General features: G+C 63.3%; 23 protein-coding genes. 5 read left to right on the top strand and 18 right to left on the bottom strand.

Annotated elements, in window-relative coordinates; translation table 11 throughout:
• Positions 1-9: 9 nt before the first annotated feature.
• From EIC84_RS06990 to EIC84_RS07005, 4 genes are all read left to right on the top strand, one after another.
• Positions 10-2,760 carry a tetratricopeptide repeat protein gene (locus EIC84_RS06990; protein WP_003062125.1) on the top strand — a complete coding sequence of 917 codons (2,751 nt, stop codon included), beginning with the start codon at positions 10-12 and terminating at the stop codon, positions 2,758-2,760.
• 100 nt (positions 2,761-2,860) lie between these two features.
• Positions 2,861-3,184 (top strand): hypothetical protein, encoded by a 324-nt coding sequence (locus EIC84_RS06995; RefSeq protein ID WP_034361340.1) that lies wholly within the window; start codon positions 2,861-2,863, stop codon positions 3,182-3,184.
• 32 nt (positions 3,185-3,216) lie between these two features.
• Complete coding sequence (locus EIC84_RS07000) at positions 3,217-4,851, top strand: DUF2334 domain-containing protein (protein ID WP_003062120.1); 1,635 nt, start codon at positions 3,217-3,219, stop codon at positions 4,849-4,851.
• A gap of 47 nt (positions 4,852-4,898) precedes the next feature.
• Positions 4,899-5,768, top strand: a complete 870-nt coding sequence (locus EIC84_RS07005) for a hypothetical protein (RefSeq protein WP_003062118.1) — start codon at positions 4,899-4,901, stop codon at positions 5,766-5,768.
• A 134-nt stretch (positions 5,769-5,902) separates the two neighbouring features.
• Here EIC84_RS07005 and EIC84_RS07010 read toward each other — a convergent pair whose 3' ends face one another.
• The 7 genes from EIC84_RS07010 to EIC84_RS26315 all read right to left on the bottom strand — a co-directional run bounded on the left by EIC84_RS07010 (position 5,903) and on the right by EIC84_RS26315 (position 10,988).
• On the bottom strand, positions 5,903-6,769 hold the full coding sequence (locus EIC84_RS07010) for a D-hexose-6-phosphate mutarotase (protein ID WP_003062115.1): 867 nt from the start codon (positions 6,767-6,769) through the stop codon (positions 5,903-5,905).
• The gene (hisA, locus tag EIC84_RS07015; protein ID WP_003058631.1) at positions 6,762-7,505 is read right to left on the bottom strand and encodes a 1-(5-phosphoribosyl)-5-[(5-phosphoribosylamino)methylideneamino]imidazole-4-carboxamide isomerase; all 744 of its coding nucleotides are present in this window, start codon (positions 7,503-7,505) and stop codon (positions 6,762-6,764) included. The genes EIC84_RS07010 and hisA overlap by 8 nt, the downstream gene beginning before the upstream one ends.
• 215 nt (positions 7,506-7,720) lie before the next feature.
• Entirely contained in the window at positions 7,721-8,389 is a 669-nt protein-coding gene (gene hisH / locus EIC84_RS07020; RefSeq protein WP_003062112.1) for an imidazole glycerol phosphate synthase subunit HisH, read from the bottom strand.
• An 81-nt stretch (positions 8,390-8,470) separates the two neighbouring features.
• Positions 8,471-9,094: an imidazoleglycerol-phosphate dehydratase HisB gene (gene hisB, locus EIC84_RS07025; protein ID WP_003058637.1), complete on the bottom strand. Its 624-nt coding sequence runs from the start codon at positions 9,092-9,094 to the stop codon at positions 8,471-8,473.
• A complete protein-coding gene (hisC, locus tag EIC84_RS07030; protein WP_003062108.1) occupies positions 9,091-10,209 on the bottom strand; it encodes a histidinol-phosphate transaminase in 1,119 nt (372 codons plus the stop codon). The genes hisB and hisC overlap by 4 nt, the downstream gene beginning before the upstream one ends.
• A gap of 69 nt (positions 10,210-10,278) precedes the next feature.
• Positions 10,279-10,719, bottom strand: a complete 441-nt coding sequence (locus EIC84_RS26310; RefSeq protein WP_034361336.1) for a PIN domain-containing protein — start codon at positions 10,717-10,719, stop codon at positions 10,279-10,281.
• Positions 10,716-10,988, bottom strand: coding sequence for a hypothetical protein (locus EIC84_RS26315; RefSeq protein ID WP_012837072.1), 273 nt, complete (start codon positions 10,986-10,988; stop codon positions 10,716-10,718). The genes EIC84_RS26310 and EIC84_RS26315 overlap by 4 nt, the downstream gene beginning before the upstream one ends.
• Positions 10,989-11,144: 156 nt before the next feature.
• Between EIC84_RS26315 and EIC84_RS07040 the strand changes: the two genes are divergently transcribed.
• Positions 11,145-12,710 (top strand): serine hydrolase, encoded by a 1,566-nt coding sequence (locus EIC84_RS07040; protein WP_003062105.1) that lies wholly within the window; start codon positions 11,145-11,147, stop codon positions 12,708-12,710.
• Between the two features lie 36 nt (positions 12,711-12,746).
• Here EIC84_RS07040 and EIC84_RS07045 read toward each other — a convergent pair whose 3' ends face one another.
• The 11 genes from EIC84_RS07045 to mlaD form a co-directional block, all read right to left on the bottom strand.
• Positions 12,747-13,679 carry a hypothetical protein gene (locus EIC84_RS07045; RefSeq protein WP_034361334.1) on the bottom strand — a complete coding sequence of 311 codons (933 nt, stop codon included), beginning with the start codon at positions 13,677-13,679 and terminating at the stop codon, positions 12,747-12,749.
• A gap of 98 nt (positions 13,680-13,777) precedes the next feature.
• Positions 13,778-15,094 (bottom strand): histidinol dehydrogenase, encoded by a 1,317-nt coding sequence (gene hisD, locus EIC84_RS07050; RefSeq protein WP_003062101.1) that lies wholly within the window; start codon positions 15,092-15,094, stop codon positions 13,778-13,780.
• Between the two features lie 21 nt (positions 15,095-15,115).
• Entirely contained in the window at positions 15,116-15,778 is a 663-nt protein-coding gene (hisG, locus tag EIC84_RS07055; protein ID WP_003062096.1) for an ATP phosphoribosyltransferase, read from the bottom strand.
• Positions 15,775-17,046, bottom strand: a complete 1,272-nt coding sequence (gene murA / locus EIC84_RS07060; RefSeq protein WP_003062092.1) for a UDP-N-acetylglucosamine 1-carboxyvinyltransferase — start codon at positions 17,044-17,046, stop codon at positions 15,775-15,777. Before murA ends, hisG begins: the two co-directional genes overlap by 4 nt.
• Before the next feature lie 92 nt (positions 17,047-17,138).
• Positions 17,139-17,381: a BolA family protein gene (locus tag EIC84_RS07065; protein ID WP_003062090.1), complete on the bottom strand. Its 243-nt coding sequence runs from the start codon at positions 17,379-17,381 to the stop codon at positions 17,139-17,141.
• 73 nt (positions 17,382-17,454) lie between these two features.
• Positions 17,455-18,210 carry an ABC transporter permease gene (locus EIC84_RS07070; protein ID WP_003058656.1) on the bottom strand — a complete coding sequence of 252 codons (756 nt, stop codon included), beginning with the start codon at positions 18,208-18,210 and terminating at the stop codon, positions 17,455-17,457.
• Positions 18,207-19,142 (bottom strand): ABC transporter ATP-binding protein, encoded by a 936-nt coding sequence (locus EIC84_RS07075; protein WP_034348309.1) that lies wholly within the window; start codon positions 19,140-19,142, stop codon positions 18,207-18,209. Before EIC84_RS07075 ends, EIC84_RS07070 begins: the two co-directional genes overlap by 4 nt.
• Positions 19,143-19,216: 74 nt before the next feature.
• The gene (locus EIC84_RS07080) at positions 19,217-19,543 is read right to left on the bottom strand and encodes a lipid asymmetry maintenance protein MlaB (RefSeq protein WP_003062083.1); all 327 of its coding nucleotides are present in this window, start codon (positions 19,541-19,543) and stop codon (positions 19,217-19,219) included.
• Between the two features lie 19 nt (positions 19,544-19,562).
• On the bottom strand, positions 19,563-20,195 hold the full coding sequence (locus EIC84_RS07085; RefSeq protein ID WP_003062081.1) for a phospholipid-binding protein MlaC: 633 nt from the start codon (positions 20,193-20,195) through the stop codon (positions 19,563-19,565).
• An 80-nt stretch (positions 20,196-20,275) separates the two neighbouring features.
• Complete coding sequence (locus EIC84_RS07090; RefSeq protein ID WP_012837064.1) at positions 20,276-21,073, bottom strand: VacJ family lipoprotein; 798 nt, start codon at positions 21,071-21,073, stop codon at positions 20,276-20,278.
• Entirely contained in the window at positions 21,070-21,570 is a 501-nt protein-coding gene (gene mlaD / locus EIC84_RS07095) for an outer membrane lipid asymmetry maintenance protein MlaD (protein WP_003062074.1), read from the bottom strand. The genes EIC84_RS07090 and mlaD overlap by 4 nt, the downstream gene beginning before the upstream one ends.
• Between the last annotated feature and the right edge of the window lie 7 nt (positions 21,571-21,577).

Genomic DNA, 21,577 nt, shown 5'->3' on the forward strand with positions numbered 1-21,577 from the left:
TGCCAATATATGAAGCTTTCTCGTCCTATTCTGGTTCTTTCCCTGGCATGCGCCACCCCATACGATGGTCTGGCGCAGACGGTGGATCTAGGTCCGGATATCACTCCCAGACAGCGCTTTCAGGTCTATCCCCGGATCGACAAGGCGTATGAGGCCATGGCGCGCGGTGATGGTCAGCGTGCCATCTCCGAGCTGCAGCAGGCTCAGCGTCTGGCACCGGACAACACCGAGATCGCCCTGCAATTGGCGGCAGCCCATCGCCGCTTTGGTCAACCCGCACAGGCTGAAGCTGTGCTGAAGGCTCAGCTTCAGCGCCACCCTGGCGATGCGCGTCTGGCCCAGGCTCTGCGCGATATGCATCAGGGAGCAGTTCCGGCCAGACAGCCCGCGTCTCAAGCCCTGCCCGCTCCTGCGGCCAAGGAGCCACCGAAGACGCCAGGCACAGCCGCGCCTTCAGCAGCGACAGCACCGGAGCCGGCAAAGGCAGCCACCTCGACAGCGGACACCACGCCTCGCCCGCGCAAGAGCCCGGCAACACAGGCCATGCCTGCGGGTTACGCCAAGGCCAGCCAGGCCTATGCCGCAACCGAGCGGCGCGACTTCGCCACGGCCTTGCCTCTGGCAAGGCAGGCCGTAGCTGCGGCCCCCGGGCGTCTGGACTATCAGCGCCTGCTGGTCTACCTGCTCGTCGAGAACGGGCGCTTCGACGAGGCCGAAGCCCGGGCAACAAGGCTGGACAAGGTCAAGCAGCTGCAGTCGGACTCCGATTGGCAGATGCTGCGCACATCCATACGTCAGCGCCGCGCCCTGCGGCCCTTCGAGCAGGCCTTGCAGGCACGCGAGCAAGGCGACATGGTCAAGGCCCTCAGGTATGCAGAGACCAGCGTCCGAATAGCGCCGGATGCACTGGCTCCCCGGCTTCAGTGGCTGGGCTTGCTGCTTCAGGATGGACAGGCGGCCCAGGCGCAGCGTGTGGCAGAGCAAGGGCTGGCGCTGCAGCATGATCCTGCACTGCAGGTACTGCAGGGCGTGGCCCTGCATGTCCAAGGTCGCGGCATGTCCTCCGAACAGGCTTTCGACGCAGCGCTTGCCGCCCCCCACCTGTCGCGGTCGGAGCGGCAGAACTACGGCGTGATAGCCCTGGATGCAGCGCTGGCAGCCGGCCAGACAGAACGAGCCCAGCGGCTTGTGCAGGCGCTGGAGACGGACAGCAATGCCGACATCAGCAGCCGCCGAGAGCAGCTCAAAACCCTGCGCTCCTCAACCATGTCACGCAGCTACGAGCTGCCACTGCCCCTGGTCAACTGCTTCAGCGCCGGCGATGTGCCCGGCTGCGAAATCTGGCCCGGGCAGGAAGCGCCAGACCCGGCATACAAAGTCGCCCATGAGGCCTATCAAGCCTACAGCGATGGGCAATATGCTTTGGCGGCAGAAAAGGCCGGGGCGGCCGTGCAGCTCAACCCCGGACATCTACCCTACCGTCAGCTTCGCCTTCAGGCATTGCTGGCTGCAGGCCAAAAGACGCAGGCGCTTGAGGAGGTCGATCAAACACTGCAGCTACAGCCCGATGCAGCCGAAGTGCTGGCCTTGCGCAGTCGTCTGCGCCACGAGCAGGGCATGACCGAGGCCGCCAACGCCGACGCACGGACGGCATTGCAAATGGGCGGCCTGTCCCTGTCCAGCGAGGTGGATCTGCTGCTTCAGCTGGGGCGGCGAGACGAGGCTGCTGCACGCTTTGCCCAGGCTGTCTCGGAGCCTGAGCTGCAGCAAAGCGCCGACCCCAATCTGGCCTATCTGGCCATTCGCGTGGGGGACGATCGCAGTGCCTTGTCCATCTTCAACCGCGCACGGGACCAGAGCCGTCTGCCGGACACGGCGCTGCGCGATGGCGCCTACGCTGCCAGCAGGCTGGCCGAGAACGATCAGTCCATCGACTACTTCAAGCAGGCCATTGCCGCTGCGCATGAAGGCCGGCTCGCCATGACGCCGCAGCAGCAATATGAGACACGACGTGAAGTTGCCGACCGGGACCGCTCCTGGGGCATCAACACCTTGCTGGGCTATCGAGGCATTTCCCTGGGCGCGGCGGGCGCCCAGCCCGGCCTCTATGGCGACGTGGCCCAGCTCGTCAGCGAGGTGTACTGGCGCCCGCAGAAGTTCGGCGACGGCCGCTTCTGGGAGCTGTACGGCGGCGCTGCTCAAACGGTCTACAGCCGCCACGATGTGCCCACGGGCGGAGAGACCACCCAGGGTGCCGTCGGTATTCGTGCCAAGCCGCTGAGCGATCACAACCTCATACTCGCGGCCGAACGGCGCGTGCGCATCGGCTCGCTGTCCAGCAACGACTGGTTGCTGCGCATGGGATATTCGGGCGGCATGGGTACCGACCTGCGCGTGGATGTGCCCAGCTGGAACACGTTCAATATGTATGCCGAAGTAGGTCGCTTCATTCATCGCAAGCAGAACTACGCGACTTTCGAAGCCCAAGCAGGGCGCAGTTTCCGAATGGGGGGGAGCGACTCAAGACTGGTGCTGTTTCCGCATGCAGTCCTGGGCGCTGATTACAACTCTGAACGCACAGCCTCGGGCAAGCAAAGCTCGGTGGGCGCTGGCGTTGGTGTGAGCATGCGTTTCTGGTTCCGCGAGGACCGTGACCATGCACCTCGCTCCTACCTCGACCTCTCCCTGCAGTATCGCGCCCGGCTTGCCGGGGACGAAAGAGGGAAAGGCGTGTTTCTACGTGCCGCCTTGGTATTTTGAGATGGCACGCCTCTAAGGCCCGACCCATCGCCATTTCTAGAGTTTGTGGAGATGGTGTTGTTTGCACTTTTTCTTTCTGCCCTCCAGAAAGGAGGCTCTCATGCACTCCCATGATCAAAGGCAGGCTACGCGCGCGCTGCTCGCGCTGGCACTGCTGACCTGGGCCAACTGGACCCTGGCCTCGAACGTCATGCCGCCGCCATTGCCGCCTGGGGCCTCCCAGATCCGCATGGACGCAGGCGCAGCCCCCGAAGAGCGCAAGCGCAACGAACGTGCGCATCACCACAAAGGACATTTCAAGAAGGATTTCACACGGGATGACACGCTGGATGAGCCGCCTATCAAACCCGGCAACCCCTCCCCCGGCAATCCGCCGAAAGGCAAGCCCAATCCGGGCAATCCATCCCGTGGCCAGCAGCAATAGACCTCACCGTGTACTGATCTCAGGAGAGTCTCATGAAAACCCTAGGACGCCTTCTTGGGGCATGGCTGCTAGCCATGCTCTTTGCGAGCCCTGGCGCTTTTGCGCAAACAGGTCCGCGCACACTGATCCTTTATGACGCGCCGCCCAATACGGCCTACACCAAGCTCGGCATGAGCTATGCCATCATGCTGCGCAATCTGCTCGGACATTTCGACAGCAAGGTCGATATGGTCGCGGTGCAGAACTACACGGCAGGCCAGCTCAGCGGCTACGACGCCACGTTCTATCTAGGCTCGTATTACGACAACCCGGTTCCTGCCGCCTTCATGACCGATGCCGCCAGCTCTGCCAAGACCATAGTCTGGTTCAAGTACAACATCTGGCAGTTTGCCTGGGATCCGGCCTACGGCTTCCAGTCCCGCTATGGCTTCAACCTGACAGCGCTTCGCGGACTCAATGCCGCACCAACCTCAAGCAACACCACACCGGGGTTCTTCGACACCATCACCTACAAAAACCTGCCCTTTGTCAAATACTATGCATACGACAGCAGCACTGGCGCCGTGAATGCGGATCCCGATGTGGGGCTGACGGCCATCACCGACACCACCAAGGCCCAGAACCTGGTTTCCATGTCCAATCCCAAGACCGGCGAGCAGGCGCCCTATGTAGTGAGGTCGGGCAACTTCTGGTATGTCGCGGATCTGCCGTTCAGCTATATCGGGCCACGCGATCGCTATCTCGTGCTGGCAGACATGCTGCATGACATGCTGGGGGTGAACCATGCCGAAAGCCACAAGGCCATGGTCCGCCTTGAAGATGTGAGCGCCTTGGTCAGTGTGACGGCAATGAAATCACTGACGGACTACCTCTACCAGCAACGGATCCCGTTTTCGATTGCGACCATTCCGTACTACAAAGATCCTCTTGGCGTGTACAACTCGGGAGTGCCGATGCAGGTGCCAATGTCACTGGCGACCAATCTGAAGAGAGCTCTCAACTATGCACTGGTGCGCGGCGGCGAAATCGTGATGCATGGCTACACGCACCAGTACAGCAATGTGCGCAACCGCTATACGGCAGTGAGTGGCGATGACTACGAGTTCTGGGACATTGTCAACAACAAGCCCGTGCCGGAAGACTCGACCACCTGGGCGTTGGGACGCTATCGAGCCGGTCTGCTGGAGTTGTCTCTCAATGGATATCGCGCTACAGCATGGGAAACCCCACACTACCAGGGCTCGGCGCTGGCATCCAAGGCCAGTACGCAGGTCTTCCCCAAGACTTATCAACGCGTGGTGTACTACACCGCAGACAAGCCCAATTTCACTGCATCGGTGGAGAAGGATTTTGCCGTGGGCCAGATCTTCCCCTACCCCATCCAGACCGACTACTACGGGCAGAAAGTGCTGCCGGAAAGCCTGGGGAACATCGAATACGACATCCACCTGATCGATCCGACCTCCTCCTTCAACTACACATGGCAGGACATTCTCACCAATGCCCAGTATGTGAAGACGGTGCGTGACGGCTATGCCTCGTTCTTCTTCCACCCGTTCTGGCTGGAGCCGCAGGTTGGAACCCCTGGCCTGGCGGACTTCAAGAGCCTTGTCAGCGGCATCTCCAATCTGGGCTTCACCTGGACGGTTCCGAGTCAGCTGCCATGAAAGAAAAGCGCTTTCTCCGAAAGGAGAAAGCGGCTCGATCCATAGATATGACGATGGAACAATGCACCAGACGCGAGGCGCTGGGCCTGGCCTGGGCGCTGAGCTGCAGCCTGCCCGAGGCACAGGCCAAGCCCAGCCTGCGTCTGCCCGGCATGGTCTGGCAGCCCAGTGCCGACACTCTACGGCCCCATGGATCATGGCAGCGTCTGGGCATCCGCCGCCTGCTGGTGCAATGGACGGCTGTGGACAATCTGAGCCTGGTGCCCGGCACTTACCTGCCCTCCATGAGCCGCAACCTCCCGGACTGGGAGCGCATCGCGGCCGAGCCCTGGGCGCAGGAGCTGATTCTCGGCCTGGCCGGCATGCATGACGAGGCCAAGGCCCGCGCCGGTCTCGCGGATCTGGCCATGCAGTCCTATGCCTTGAAAGCGGCTATCACGGCACTGCCACTGCGGGTTGCCGGCTGGTACTTCCCGGTCGAAGTCGATCCGACCTGGGCTGCGCCCAGTCTTCTCACCGAGGTTCTCAACAAACTGCCACGTCCGCTGTGGATCAGCGCCTATGACAATGCCAATATGGGTCCCCAGGCGCTGGTTGACTGGATCATGCGCTGGATACCCGAAGATGTGGGCGTGTTTTTCCAGGATGGAGTCGGCGTACACGCGCGCACTCCCAGCGTGGCACGCGAATACCTGCAGATGCTGACCGCCCATCTGGGCCAGGCGCGTGTTCGCGTGATTGCCGAGGCCTTCCGGCCTGCGCCGGGCGGCGGATTTCGCAGCGCCATGGCAGAAGAATTCCTGCCACAGTTGGCGGCCTACCAAGGCTGGACGGTCTTTGCCTTCGACGGCCCGCATTATCTGAACCCGCCTCTGGTCGATGCATTGGCGGATGCCCTGGGCACCAAATCCCGATGAGTCGCCGTCCGCCCTGCCTCTACAGCTGCGGCCCATGGAGCCGTCAACAGGGCTGGGCAGGCTGAAGGCCAACAGGTCTACGCACAAGGACAGGCCCAGGCTCGGGGTGACATCACCCCGCCCCGTTCAAAGCCTCAAAAGCATTCGAAGGTTTGCGCCGCCTTCCAGCGCTGGTCGGGTCCAAGAGCCACAGGTGCATCAATGGCCGCAGCCTCCACGCACAGCATCTGCTGCCAGCTGTCGGCCTCCATGTCCTTGAGTGTGGCGCACAGAGCAGGGCCTGGATTCCAGACCACGGTTTCGCTCCAGGACGCATCCTGGGCAAGCTGCAGCCAGGGCCGGCCCGAGCTTTGCAGTTGCAGGGCTGCAGCCGCACGTGGATAGACGCGATCGGTCTCCGCACCGAAGCTGACGCAGCCTTGCTGCGTGACATGGGTATCCGGTTGAGCCGCAGCAGCATCCCAATAGCTCAAACCTTCGAGACCGTGCAAGCTGGCCTGCTCGACCTGCGCAACGCGAAGATAGCCGTGCAAGGCCGCGGTAAAAGACAGGTCCTGCCGGCCGCGGTTATGCACGGCCAGTTCCACACGCAATACGCCGGGCCTGAGCTCAATCGTGAGCACTGCCTCAAAGACATGCGGCCAGACGGCGCGCGATGCTTCGCTGTCCGTCAGGCGCAAGGAGATCTGCGCACCATCCTCGCCCGATGGCCTCGCAGCATCGGCCTGCCAGTGGCTGAGGCGCGCAAAGCCATGCTTGACCAAGGGACCACGCTGGTTGAACTGGGGAAAGCAGACCGGAATGCCGCCGCGAATGGCGCTCTGGCCGTCATGGGCTGCCCTGGGACTGAGGAACAGGCGTTCCTGCCCCAGGCCGACCCAGGACAGTACCTGGGCGCCCTGCAGGCAGATCAGCACCGAATCCCCCTGACCCAGCTTCAAGGCAATGGCAGGAAGCCCTTTCCAGTCAACGGCCTGGGCCTGAAAGGTCAAATCACTCACCCGTGAGCTCGTCCGCACGCTCCTGGCCGGCGGCGAAGTCCAGATCGCCGGTATAGATGGCGCGGCCGCAGATAACGCCTTCCACGCCTTCATCCTGCACCTTGCACAGCGCTTCGATGTCGGCCATGCCGGCCAGACCGCCCGAGGCGATGACCGGAATCTTCAGCGACTGGGCCAGCTTGACGGTGGCGTCGATATTGATGCCGCTGAGCATGCCGTCACGACCGATGTCGGTGTAGATGATGGATTCCACACCCCAGTCCTCGAAGCGCTTGGCGGTTTCGATCACGTCCTGGCCGGTGAGCTTGCTCCAGCCGTCGATCGCCACCTTGCCGTCCTTGGCGTCCAGGCCCACGATGATGTGGCCGGGAAAGGCACTGCAGGCATCCTGCAGGAAACCGGGGTTCTTCACGGCAGCGGTGCCGATGATGAGGTACTCGATGCCCAGATCGATGTAGCGCTCGATGGTGTCCAGATCACGGATGCCGCCGCCCAGCTGAACGGGAATCTCGCCATCGACTTCCTTGAGGATGCTCTTGATGGCCGACAGGTTCTTGGGCTGGCCCGCAAAGGCGCCGTTCAGGTCCACCAGGTGCAGGCGACGGGCGCCAGCATCCAGCCATTTGGCGGCCATGGCTGCGGGGTCTTCACCGAAAGTGGTGGACTGGTCCATATCACCCTGAATCAGGCGAACGCAGTGGCCGTCCTTGAGGTCGATAGCGGGGATGAGCAACATGATGGTGATCTGCTAGCAAGTTTGGCCGTCAGAAATGGCCGGTTGAAGAAACTCGGGTTGACAGTGAACAAGCCCTGCGATGCAGCGCGCACTGGATTGGGATGGACTGCGAGGCGCAAACCACAGCCGGGCTGATCGCCCGGCGAGGATTTGCAACGCTGCAGACCGCCCAAGCCGGGGATGCGATGCGCGCAAAGACTTGTTCAATGTTGACCCTAGGGCTTCCAGCCCAGGAAGTTGCGGAACAGCGCCAGCCCCTGGTCCGAGCTTTTCTCGGGGTGGAACTGGGTAGCGAAAATATTATCGCGTGCGACGGCACATGCAAAGAGGCCGCCGTAGTCGGTCTCGGCCGCGCAATGCGCGCTTTGTTGCACCAGCGCATAAAAGCTGTGCACAAAGTAGTAGAAGCTGCCGTCGGGAATTCCGGCCCACAGCGCATGGGGCATGCCACCCTGCTGCGTCTGCTGCACCTGGTTCCAGCCCATCTGCGGCACCTTGAAGCGGCTGCCGTCGGCTTGCGTCCTGCCTTCCAGATCGAACTTGCGCACATTGCCGGGAATCAGCCCCAGGCCCGGCACATCGCCTTCATCGCTGTGATCGAGCAGCATCTGCATGCCCACGCAGACGCCGAACAGAGGCTTGTTGACAGCAGCATCGAGCACGGCCTGCTGCAGGCCCGATTCGCGCAGCTCGCGCATGCAGTCGGGCATGGCCCCCTGACCGGGCAGGACCACGCGGTTGGCGGCATGGACCACCTCGGGATCGGCCGTGACGACCACGTCCCAGCCGGTATCGGCCGCGGCCGTACGCACCGCCTGCGAGACCGAGCGCAGATTGCCCATGCCGTAATCGACCACGGCCACGGTGTTGTTCTTCAAACTCATAGCAGCTACCGCTTATGGAGATTTGTTTTTACAGACAAAGAGCTTTGAAATGCAGTGTGAACAGGCGCATAAAGCTCCTGATTACAGAGCACCCTTGGTCGATGGAATCACGCCGGCCATGCGCTCATCATGCTCCAGCGCAAAGCGCATGGCGCGCGCAAAGGCCTTGAAGATGGTTTCGCACTGGTGGTGGGCATTGAAGCCCTTCAGGTTGTCGATGTGCAGCGTCACGCCGGCGTGGTTGACAAAGCCCTGGAAGAATTCGAAGACCAGCTGCGTATCGAGCTGACCGATGCTGCCGGCCGTGAACTTCACATCCATGTGCAGACCGGGACGGCCCGAGAAGTCGATGACGACGCGGCTCAGGGCTTCGTCCAGCGGCACATAGGCATGACCGTAGCGACGAATGCCTTTCTTGTCGCCGATGGCCTTGGCAAAGGCCTGGCCCAGGGTGATGCCGATGTCTTCCACCGTGTGGTGGCCGTCGATGTGCAGATCACCCGCGCATTCGATGTCCATGTCGATCAGGCCGTGGCGCGCGATCTGGTCCAGCATGTGGTCGAGAAAGCCGATGCCGGAGTTCAGGCTGGCCTTGCCCGTGCCGTCGAGGTTGACGCGCACGGCGACGCGGGTCTCGGCCGTGTTGCGCTGTACTTCGGCAATGCGCGGCAGGTTCTGGGCGATGGAGGGGACGATATTGCTCATAGGCTTTCTTTCAGTGCCGCCAGCATCTGGGCGTTTTCTTCGCGGGTGCCCACGGTCAGGCGCAGGCAGTTGTGCAGCAGGGGATGCATGGCCGATACGTTCTTGACCAGCACGCCGCGCTGCTTCATCTCGATCTGGGCCTTGCCGGCGTCGCGCACGCGCAGCAACACCATATTGGCTTCGGAGGGCCAGACTTTTTGCACGCCGTCCAGCAGGACCAGGGCATCGATCAGCGGCTGGCGTTCGGCGCGGATGGCAGCGGCCTGCTCGGCATACAGGGACTCGTGCTGCAGCGCAAAAATCGCCGTCTCGCAGTTAAGCACGCTGATGTTGTAGGGCGGGCGCACCTTGTCGATCTCGTTGACGATGGCCGATGGGCCGATCAGATAGCCCAGGCGCGCACCGGCCAGACCGAACTTGGACAGCGTGCGCATCAGCAGCACATGAGCGTTGCGCGCGGGGTCTGCCTTCATGCGGGTGATCCAGCTGCGGCTGGCGAAGGGCTGGTAGGCCTCGTCCATCACGACCAGACCGCCAACCTCGGCCACGGCGTCGATCACGGCCTGAACCTTGTCCTCGGCCCACAGCGTGGCGGTGGGATTGTTGGGATAGGCGATATAGGTGATGGCAGGCTGGTGCTCGGCGATGGCGGCCTGCATGGCCGGCACATCGAGGTCGAAGTCGCTCGTCAGATTCACGCCCACGAAATCCAGGCCCTGCAGCTTGGCAGACAGCGGATACATCACAAAGCCCGGCATGGGCGCCAGCATCTTGGCGCGGGCATTGTTGCAGGGCTGGGCCGTGGCCAGCGCCAGCAGGGTGATGATCTCGTCCGAGCCATTGCCCAGCAGCACCGATGTGCCGGCCGGAGCACCGGCGTAGTCGGCCAGCATCTGCTTGAGCACTTCCTGGCGCTCGCCGGGGTAGCGGTTGATTTCCAGACCGCCCAGATGCTCGCCCAACTTTTTCTGCAGCTCGGGCGGCAGACGGTAGGGGTTCTCCATCGTGTCCATCTTGAGCAGGCCTTGCGCGGGCTGCACATGGTAGCCCTGCATGGCGCGTACATCGGCGCGAATGCGTTGCAGGGCTTTGGTCTGGATGTCTTGAGCAGTCATGGGTTCACTCCTTTACACAAGGCTTGCGTTGGCCAATGCAGTCGATACCGATCGCCGCGATTCTGGCGCTCAAGCCTCAAGATTCTGCGTGGCGGCTTGCTCCAGCGGGTGCACCACGGTTACGCCGCCAAACTCTGCCCCATGGGGCAGATGCAGGCTCAGCATCTGGTTGCAGCCGCTGTGCTGGGCGCAGGCCACGGCCAGGCAGTCGCCAAAGTCCAGCGCATGGCGGGCCTGCACCGCCCAGGCCGTCTCCAGCGTGGCGGCGTCGGTCTTCCAGGGCGTCCAGGTCTGGTAGCGGCGGATGGCTGCGCGGGCATCGCCCTGAGGCAGGGGCAGGACTGCGGTGGTGGCCTGGTCATAGAACTCCACCAGCGCCTGATTGCTGGTGCGGCCGCTACGGCTGCGCCACAGCAGATCCAGCCATTCCAGCGTGGCCGCATACAGCGCACCGCCAGCCGCATCTTCCGCAGCAATCAGCACCGAGGTATCGACAAATACGGGGTTCACCTGGCCACCTCGGTTTCGGCATTGCTGTGCGCTGCAGCCCTCTTGCTGCTGGCACTGCGCGCCAGGGATTTGGCAGACTGGCCGGCAGCTTGCCAGGTGCGCTCATCCGTGCGCCAGGCCAGATAGGCACGCTCGTAGGCATCCTCGCGCTGCATCAGCTCGGCCATGAAGTCACCCAGCATGCGCGAGACGCTGCTGCCGCGCCTGGCCGCTTCAATGCGCGCCCAGTCAAGCACGCTGTCTTCGACGGTGATGGTGACGTTCTTCATGCTCTGCATAGTACACGAATTTCGTGCAACACGAAATTCGTGTCAAATTTCAAATTGCCAGAATGGCCTGCAGGAATCCATACTGCGGAGCAAAAAACAGTTCGCCAGAAACTTGCCCCTCTGCAAGCGCAGACCCACCAACCGGGAGGAGAAATCATGAGCCAGCCATCCAAGACTGCATGGACCAGACGCCAGATGCTCGATCGCACCATCCGCGCCGGAGCCGGCCTGGGCATCGCGGCCGGCTCCGGGCTGGCTCTGGCGGGCTGCGGCGGAGACGATGCACCAGCAAAAGGCCTGAGCGCCGCGGAGGCGGCCCGGCGGCTGCCCGAGCTGGCCGCAACGCTGCGCCGCGTCAGCGGTGTTCCGGGCATGGCCTGGGCCGTGGTCCAGGGCGCGCAAACGCTTGCCGCCCAAGGCCTGGGGCTTTGCGAGACCGGCGGCAGTGCGGCCGTGAATGCCGACACTGTGTTCCAGCTGGCCTCGGTCTCCAAATCCCTGGCTGCCACCGTGGTGGCGCACCAGGTCGGCCTGGGACGGGTCTCCTGGGACAGCCGCATGAAGGACTTGCTGCCCTGGTTTGCGCTGCGCAATCCGGGCAGCAGCGCGGTGCTGACCGTGGGCGATCTGTTTGCCCACCGCAGCGGCCTGCCCGACCATGCGGGCGACAAGCTCGAGGAGCTGGGCAACGGCCAGCAGGTGGTGCTGGAGCGGCTGCGCCTGTTGCCCGTCAAGCCGCTGCGCAGCGAATACGCCTACACCAATGCCGGGTTGACCGCCGCCGCCGTGGGCGTCGCAGGCGCTGCCAATACCGACTGGGCGAGTCTGTCACGCCAGACCCTGTATGCGCCTCTGGGCATGACGCGAACCACATCGGTCTATGCCGAATTCATGCAGCAGGCCAACCGTGCCAGCCCCCATGTACGCGCCGATGACGGCAGCTGGCAGCGCGGCACGCCGCGCAATGCCGACCCCCAGTCCCCGGCCGGCGGCGCCAGCTCCAGCGTCAACGACATGGCGCGCTGGCTGTCTCTGCTGCTGGCGCAGGGGCGTTGGCAGGGACAGCAGCTGGTCGCCCCTGCAGCCCTGCAAGCCGCCTGGCAGGCCCAGGCGCCGGGAGGGCACTACGGCTTCGGCTTCAATGTCGCAGCAACCGATGGCGGGCTGAAGTTCCTCAGCCATTCGGGCGCCTTCATGCTGGGCGCGGCCACCTGCTTTATGCTCATTCCCTCGCTGGACGCTGCCGTCATCGTGCTCACCAACGGCATTCCCATCGGCGTTCCCGAAACCCTGTGCCGCCAGTTCGTGGACCTGATGGAAACCGGCCGCCTCACGCAGGACTGGTGGTCGCTGTACAGTGAAAAGATCGCTCCGCTGATGGCGCCCACGGGATCCCTGCTGGGCCAGCAGCCCCCGTCTGCGCCCCAGCCTCCGGGCGCGCTGCAGCGCTATGCGGGAAGCTATGACAACGCCTACCATGGCCCGGTGCAGGTCAGCCTCGTCGACAACCGACTGCAGCTGAGCATAGGCCCGCAAGCCCAGACCTATGTGCTGCAGCACTGGAGCGGCAGCCAGTTCTGCTTCATTCCTGGCAACGAAAGCGCGGCTCCGCACAGCATTTCGCTGGCGGTCTTCGAGGCAGGTGACGCAGCGCCGGCCCAAAGCCTCTGGCTGGAGTTCTATGACGACGACGGACTGGGCCAGTTCAGCAGGCGAATCTGACAGGCGCTGCGGCCGCAGGCGGCAGCGCCACAGCCCTCAGCGCCGGTACTGCGGCGGCGGGGCATATCTGCCGTCGGCGGGAAAAGCCGCAGGCTCGGCCGCGCCGCGGCGCTCTGGCGCAGGCTGGGCGGCATCGCGCCCCTGCAGCCGGACTTCGAACAGTGCCGCCCCGATCACGCCCACGTTGCGCGCGTCGCCAGCCGGGGTATTGCCGGCATAGGCGCGCTCCTTGCCGGCAAAACGAAAGGCCGCCACTTCACGCTGACTCTTGCGAAAACCCTCGATGCGCAGGGTCTCGCCGGGACGCAGCAGATAGCCGGCGCTGTGCACGCTGCCGGCCTGGCCGGTGAGCACATCCAGGCCGTCCACCGTGGCAACGACCTCATAGTGACGCTGGCTGCGGTTGCTGTAGACCAGCTCGTAACGCTCGCCCTGACGGCCGGCCAGCTGATAGTCCCGAGCTCCGCGCATGGTGTAGATGGGCAGCGGCCGGCCTTGCCCGTCCTGCACCACCCACTCCACATCGCCGTCGGCCAGCTGCACGCTGAGCTGCTGATCGATGCTGCGCCCCAGGGCGCGGCGGATGCTGGCCTCATCGGAGTAGCGCAGCTGTGCAACGGTGCGCGGGCGCTCGGGGTCCAGGCGCGCAGCTTCCACGGTCCGAGTGACCGACTCTCGCCCTTCCCCCCATTGCGTGCCCAGTGTGGACTCGACCCTGGGCGTGCGCGGCGCTGCCGATCCGCTCTCAGCGACCTGCAAGGCATCCTGCGCCGAAGGCGGTGCACCGCAGGCGGCCAGCCCCGCGACCAGCAGCAGTCCGCCCAGCAGCCGCCAGCCGCGTTGCGGCCAGGAACTCATGACCTGATTCATCTTCACGCTCCCTTGTTGTGATTGGCTATGGAATGCTGCGCTGCCACGCAGCCCGCCGAGTGTCACCGCAAACCCGCGCTTTCCTGCACCATGAAACATCTGGAGATCAATTGCCCCGAGACGGAGGGCATGTGGACCTGCCCGAAAATGAAAAAAGCCGTGGACGGGCCACGGCTGATGGGCAAGCACCGGCGGATTTACTTCAGGCGCATTTCGGCAGCCCTGGCATGGCCCTGCAGGCCTTCGCCATAGGCCAGCACGGCTGCGGTCTTGCCCAGGATCTGGGCACCGGCCTCGCTGACTTCGATGATGGAGCTGCGCTTCTGGAAGTCGTACACCCCCAGCGGCGAGGAAAAGCGCGCCGTGCCGCTGGTCGGCAGCACGTGATTCGGGCCGGCGCAGTAGTCGCCCAGGCTCTCGGAGGTATAGGCGCCCAGGAAAATGGCACCGGCGTGCCTGAGCAAAGGCTCCCAGCGGTGCGGGTCGCGGCTGGAGACTTCCAGGTGCTCGGGCGCGATGCGATTGCTGATCGCGCAAGCCTCTTCCATGTCCTTGGTCAGAATCAGCGCACCGCGGTCGCTCAGGCTCTTGGCGATGATGGCCTTGCGCGGCATCTCGGGCAGCAGGCGGTCGATCGCGGCCTGGACGGCATCGATATAGGCTGCATCGGGACACAGCAGGATGGACTGGGCCAGCTCGTCGTGTTCGGCCTGGCTGAACAGATCCATGGCCACCCAGTCGGGCGGGGTCGTTCCGTCGGCCAGCACCAGGATTTCAGAAGGACCGGCAATCATGTCGATGCCCACGATGCCGAACACACGCTTCTTGGCGCTGGCCACATAGGCATTGCCGGGGCCGGTGATCTTGTCCACCTTGGGCACGGTGGCCGTTCCGTAGGCCAGGGCAGCCACGGCCTGGGCGCCACCGATGGTGAAGGCGCGGTGCACGCCAGCCACATAGGCAGCAGCCAGCACCAGCGGGTTCTTCTGACCCTGGGGCGTGGGCACGACCATGATGATGTCCTGCACACCGGCTACATGGGCGGGAATGGCGTTCATCAGCACGCTGGACGGATAGGCGGCCTTGCCGCCCGGCACGTAGATGCCCACGCGGTCCAGCGGCGTGACCTTCTGGCCCAGCAGCGTGCCGTCTTCGTCGCGGTAGCTCCAGCTCTCGCCATTGGCCTTTTTCTGCGCCTCGTGATAGCTGCGCACACGGCGTGCCGCCGACTCCAGCGCTTCGCGCTCGGCGGCTGGCAGGCTGTCGAAGGCGTCTTTCAGCTCCTGCTTGGTCAGCTCCAGCGCCGCCATGGAATCGGCCTGCAGGCCGTCAAAGCGTGCCGTGTACTCCAGCACGGCGGCGTCGCCGCGCTGCTGTACATCGGCCAGGATGTCGGCCACCCGCTGCTCGATGGCTGCATCCGTGTCCGCCGACCAATGCAGACGCTGCGCAAAATCATGCTCGAACTGGGCATCAGCGGTTGACAGACGGGCGGGGGCAGCTACGAATTCCATAGTATTTACCAGTAGGGAAAATCAGTTGTTCTTGGCGGCAACAGCCTGCGCAAACGCATCGATGATGTGGCGCAACGGAGCCTGCTTGAGCTTGAGCGAAGCCTGGTTGACGACCAGACGCGAGCTGATGTCCATGATGGGCTCGACCTCGACCAGATCGTTGGCCTTGAGCGTGTTGCCGGTGGACACCAGATCGACGATGGCATCGGCCATGCCGGTCAGCGGCGCCAGCTCCATGGAGCCGTAGAGCTTGACCATGTCCACGTGCACGCCCTTCTTGGCAAAGAAGTTGCGGGCAATCTCGGGGTACTTGGTGGCAATGCGCAGACGCGCGCCCTGCTTGACGGCCAGCTGATAGTCGAAGCCGTTGCGCACGGCCACGCTGACGCGGCACTTGGCAATCTGCAGGTCCAGCGGCTGGTACAGGCCCTGGCCGCCATGCTCGATCAGCGAGTCCAGGCCCGAGACACCCAGGTCCGCGCCGCCATATTGCACGTACACGGGTACGTCCGAAGCACGCACCAGCACCACGCGCACATCGGGACGGTTGGTGTCGAAAATCAGCTTGCGCGACTTTTCCACATCCTCGGTCACCGCTATGCCCGCGGCGGCCAGCAGGGGCACGGTTTCTTCAAAAATGCGGCCCTTGGACAGGGCTATGGTCACAGGCGTTGCGGTGCTCATGCGGAAATTCTCTCGATATCGGCGCCCAGGGCGCGCAGCTTGTCTTCCATGCGGTCGTAGCCACGATCCAGGTGGTAGATGCGATCGACGATGGTCTCGCCCTCGGCCACCAGACCGGCAATCACCAGGCTGGCCGAAGCCCGCAAGTCGGTCGCCATCACGGTGGCTCCGGACAGGCGCTTGCCGCCTTCAATGGTCGCCACGCGGCCGTCGGTGGTGATGCGCGCGCCCAGGCGAACCATCTCGTTGACATGCATGAAGCGGTTCTCGAAGATGGTCTCGGTCACCATGCTGGTGCCTTCGGCCACCAGGTTCAGTGCCATGAACTGGGCCTGCATATCGGTGGGAAAGCCCGGATATTCGGTGGTGCGAAAGCCCTGGGCCTTGAGCTTGCCCGAGGAGGCCACCTTCAGACCGCCATCCACGCAGTCCACGCTCACGCCCGCATCCTTGAGCTTGTCGATCACGGCGCCCAGATGGTCGGCACGCGCGTGGTGCAGCAAGGCTTCACCGCTGGTGGCCGCCACGGCGCAGAGGAAGGTGCCGGCCTCGATACGGTCGGCCACCACCTGATGCTCGCAGCCATGCAGCTTGTCCACGCCCTGAATCACGATGTGGCTGGTGCCGTGACCCGTGATCCTGGCCCCCATCTTGATCAGCATCTCGGCCAGATCGGTGATTTCGGGTTCCATGGCGGCGTTTTCCAGCACCGTCTCGCCTTCGGCCAGCGCCGCGGCCATCAGGAAGTTCTCGGTGCCGGTCACGGTCACCATGTCGGTGGTGATGCGTGCGCCCTTCAGACGCTTCCAGCCTTCGGGCAGGCTGGCATGCATATAGCCGTTTTCCACGGTGATGATGGCACCCATGGCCTGCAGGCCCTTGATGTGCTGATCCACGGGGCGCGAGCCGATCGCGCAGCCGCCGGGCAGCGACACCTTGGCGTGGCCGAAGCGGGCCAGCAGCGGACCCAGGGCCAACACCGAGGCGCGCATGGTCTTGACCAGCTCGTAAGGCGCTTCGGGCACCAGGCTGTCGGGTGCCACAAAGCTCATGCCGCCGCGTTCGCCATGGGTTTCGGTCTGCACACCCATATTGGCCAGCAGCTTGCGCATGGTGGCCACATCGTGCAGACGCGGCACATTGTGCAGATGCACGGGCTCGGCCGTGAGCAGTGCGGCACACATTTCAGGCAGAGCGGCGTTTTTGGCACCGGAAATGATTACTTCGCCCTTGAGGGGACGACCACCGTGGATCTTGAGTTTGTCCATGGCTTCAAGCCTTGAATGTTTATATGTAAAAAATGCACTCAGCGCTTATGTAGCAAGTGCTGACAGCTATCAATCTTGCGTCTCGACTCGCATCAAGCCTGGGCAGCAGCCCATTCTGCCGGGGTGTAGGTCTTCATGGACAGGGCATGGACTTCATCGGTGGCCATGCGGTTGCCCAGCGTGGCATAGACCAGGCGCTGGCGGCCCAGCAGACGCTGGCCTTCAAACTGTGCAGACACAATGGTGGCAAACCAATGTCGGCCATCGCCTTCCAGCGCAATATGCTCGCAGGGCAGGCCGGCGGCGATCAGGTCTTTGAGTTGGTCTGCAGTCATGGGGAACCTTTATGCGCAAAAGCTGGCGAAACCGGTCATTGTCTCGCAAGCAGCCCTGCGTCAATTCTAAAAATCAGTTACGAATCTTGTAGCCGATACGCAGCAGGTGCACGGCCAGCGCGCTCACGGCCAGCCAGGCAGCGCCCACGATGGCGAAGCTGAGCCATGGCGAGACATCGCTCTGGCCGAAGAAGCCGTAGCGGAAGCCGTCGATCATGTAGAAGAACGGGTTGACATGGCTGACCGCCTGCCAGAAGCCGGGCAGCGAGTGCACGGAATAGAACACGCCGGACAGAAAGGTCAGGGGCATGATCAAAAAGTTCTGGAAGGCCGCCATCTGGTCGAACTTCTCGGCCCAGAGGCCGGCGATCAGGCCCAGCGTACCCATCAGGGCGCAGCCCAGAAAGCCGAACACCAGAATCCACAGCGGCGCGGCAAAGTCGGGCACGGCAAAGAACAAGGTAACCACAAACACGCCCAGGCCCACCAGCAGGCCGCGCAGAATCGCCGCGCCCACATAGGCGCTGAACCAGGCCCAGTGCGACAGCGGCGTGAGCAGCACGAACACCAGCGAGCCCATGATCTTGCTCTGCACAAGGCTGGACGAGCTGTTGGCAAACGCGTTTTGCAACATGCTCATCATCACCAGGCCGGGAATCAGAAACGCGGTATAGGGTATGCGGTCGTAGACCATGACCCGGCCTTCGAGCACATGCCCGAAAACCAGCAGATACAGCACGGCCGTGAGCACCGGTGCGGCCACGGTCTGAAAGCTCACCTTCCAGAAGCGCAGCACTTCCTTCTTGAGCAGGGTCTGCCAGCCGTTCATTGGACACCTCCTGCAGGAGCCTGTGTCCTGGAGCCTTCATTCATGATGTGGATGAACACATCCTCCAGATCCGCGCGGCGGATTTCCACATCCTCGGGGGTCACACCCGCCTCGCGCAAAGCGGCCAGCAGTTGCTCCACATCGACTGCATGGGCGGCGGGAATCTGCACGATTCGACCGGTGACACGCGCTCTGTCGGCCACGGCCTTGGGCAGGGCGCTATCGGTCTTGAACTGCAACACATTGCTGGAAGCCGACTTGAGCAGCTCGCTCATGGGCGAGAGCTTGATGATCTCGCCGCGCTTGAGCATGGCCACGCGGCTGCAAAGGGCCTCGGCCTCTTCGAGATAGTGAGTGGTCAGCAGCACCGTATGGCCCTGCTTGTTGAGTTTGGCAATGAAATGCCACAGCGTCTGGCGCAGCTCCACGTCGACGCCGGCCGTGGGCTCGTCCAGCACGATGATGGGCGGCTTGTGCACCAGGGCCTGAGCCACCAGCACGCGGCGCTTCATGCCGCCCGAGAGCTGGCGCATATTGTTGTGGGCCTTGTCCGTCAGGCCCAGGCTGTCGAGCAGCTCGTCGATCCAGTCGTCGTTGTTCTTGACGCCGAAATATCCGGACTGGAACTTCAAGGCCTCGCGCACATTGAAGAAGGGGTCGAACACCAGCTCCTGCGGCACGATGCCCAGCTTGCGGCGTGCATCGGCGTAGTTCGCCTGCACATCGCTGCCCTGCACCAGCACGCGCCCGCCCGTGGCTTGCGCCAGTCCGGCGAGGATGCTGATCATCGTGGTCTTGCCGGCGCCGTTAGGGCCGAGCAGACCGAAGAATTCACCTTCCTCGATATCCAGGCTCACCGATTTGAGGGCCTGAAAATCCCCCTTGGGGGTGCGGTAGGTCTTGGAGACGGATTGGAATGAGACTGCGGACATGGAGCCCATGATTCTAGGGCTTGCCCACAGCCTCTGCCTTGGCGGGGCTTAGCCGGACACAGTGATTCGTCAGCCTAGCCCTGCTGAGCGGTGGCGGCCGCATCGGGCACGGGAGCGGGCATCAGCAAGCCGTCCACGCCATACAGCGCGGCCATGGACTGCAGGCCCTTGGGCAGACCTTCGACAATGAGCTGCTTGCCCACCTCCTGGGCTGCGCGCCGGCAGGCCAGCAGCACGGCCAGAGCCGCCGAGTCAAAAACCTTGACGGCGCTGGCATCCAGCACCACCTGGGCATCCGCATGACCGGTGACCAGCGGACGCAGACGCAGCAGACAGTCGCGCCCCTGACGATAGGTCAGTTCCTTGGGCAGTTGCAGAGGGTTGCTAGCTGAGCGGGCCATGACGTCTGAAGCGCTTTGCTTACTTGGTCGCCGCGGCCGGCATGGAGCTGCGCGAGGCCAGGGTCTTGATCAGGCCGTCAATGCCGTTGGCATTGATTTCCTGCGCAAACTGGTTGCGATAGGTTTCCACCAGCCACACACCGAGCACATTGAAGTTGTAGAGCTTCCAGCCCGTGGCCTGCTTTTCCAGACGGAAATCCAGTTGCACGGGGTCGCCACGGCCGTTGACCTGGGTGCGCACCAGCACGTCGGTGTCGCCGGCTGCCATGCGCACAGGCTTGACGGTAATGGTCTGATCGCCGACCTGGGACAGGGCCCCCGCATAGGTGCGAATCAGCAGGGCCTTGAACTCATCCTGCAGCTTCTGGCGCTGCTCGGGCGTGGCCTGACGCCAGGCCGGACCGACAGCAGCCGATGTCATGCGGCGAAAGTCCACATAGGGCATGACCTTCTCGTTGACCAGTGCATTGATCTTGCTGGAATCACCGTTGCGCAGCGAGGCATCCTTCTTGATGGTCTCCAGCACATCGGCAGAGACGCGCTTGACCAGTGCATCGGGCGCTTCCTCAGCAGCCTGGGCTGCAGGCAGACCCAGATTCAGAGCGAGCACGGCACTTGCTGCCATGCCCCACATGCGACGAGTAATCTTCATTGCGTTTTTTCTCCTAGGCCCGCAAGTGTCACCGCACTCGCGCAGCCTGTGCATCATGTTTGTAACCAAGCTCTACCGGCTCACTGGCCTTCGGGGGGCAGCTTGCCGGCGTTGTCGTCATCATAGTTTTCGAGGCGACCATCGCCGCCGGACGCCGCGCCGCCAATGCGTGAGCGCAGATAGACATCACGCACCAGGCTGTATTTGTCGAGCGCAACAGAGTCCAGCACATCGCCGGCCTTGAGCAGATTGGCACGGTTGTTGACCATGCGCAGACCGAACAGGCTGTTGCGCCAGCGCACATCATCCATGGTGTTGGCAGGATAGCCGAAGGCATCGACCACCAGGCCGGCCGAATCCCGCACCGTGGAAGGACCCCAGAAAGGCAGCACCAGATACGGCCCCGTGGGCATGCCCCAGCGACCCAGAGTCTGGCCAAAGTCCTGCTTCTGGCGCTCGATGCCGGCCTCGCTGGCGATGTCGAACAGACCGCCTATGCCCAGCACCGTGTTCACGCTGAAGCGCACCATGGAGTTGTAGGCACCCTGGCCCTGACCCTGCAGCACATTGTTGACGAAGGACCAAGCATCGCCGAGGTTGTCGAAGAAGTTGGTCACGCCCTGGCGCGCCACGCGCGGCGTCACGTTCTGATAGGCCGTGGCCACGGGCTTGAAGATCGCCTCGTCCACGCCTTCGTTGAAGGAATAGATGCTGCGGTTCATGGACTCCAGCGGGTCGGCTGGGTTGGCAGGGCCTGTGGTTGTGGCGCAGCCGGACAGCAGTGCGGCCACGGAAACGCTGGCTGCCAGCGCAACGCGCCTGAGCGCCTGGTTCTCGTCTGACGTCAATTTCGTCTGTGGGCTTGTTGTAGTCATCATTCTTTCGCTCCCCCGTTGGCTGCGGCACCACCGGAATCACCACCCTGCTCCGCCTTGCTGTAGAGAAACTGACCGATCAGATTCTCGAGCACCACGGCAGACTGGGTGGCCGTCACACGGTCGCCTGCCTTGAGGTTCTCTTCGCTGGCGCCCGCTTCAATACCAATGTACTGATCACCCAGCAGGCCGCTTGTCAGAATTTTCAGCGAGCTGTCCTTGGGGAAGGCGTAACGGGTTTCCATGCTCATGGCCACGTCGGCCTGGAAGGTCTGGTCGTTGAAGGCAATGGATTCGATACGGCCCACGACCACGCCGGCGCTCTTGACCGCCGCCTTGGGCTTGAGTCCGCCGATATTGTCAAAACGCGCCGTGATCGCATAGGTCTTCTGGAAATTCAGACTCAGCAGATTGGCCGACTGCAAGGCCAGGAACACCAGGGCCAGAGCACCGATCAGCACAAACAGGCCGACCCAGACATCACTTTTCTTTTGCTGCATGATTTTT

The organism is Comamonas sp. A23 (assembly GCF_004522605.1).
GTDB classification, from domain to species: Bacteria; Pseudomonadota; Gammaproteobacteria; order Burkholderiales; family Burkholderiaceae_C; genus Comamonas; species Comamonas thiooxydans.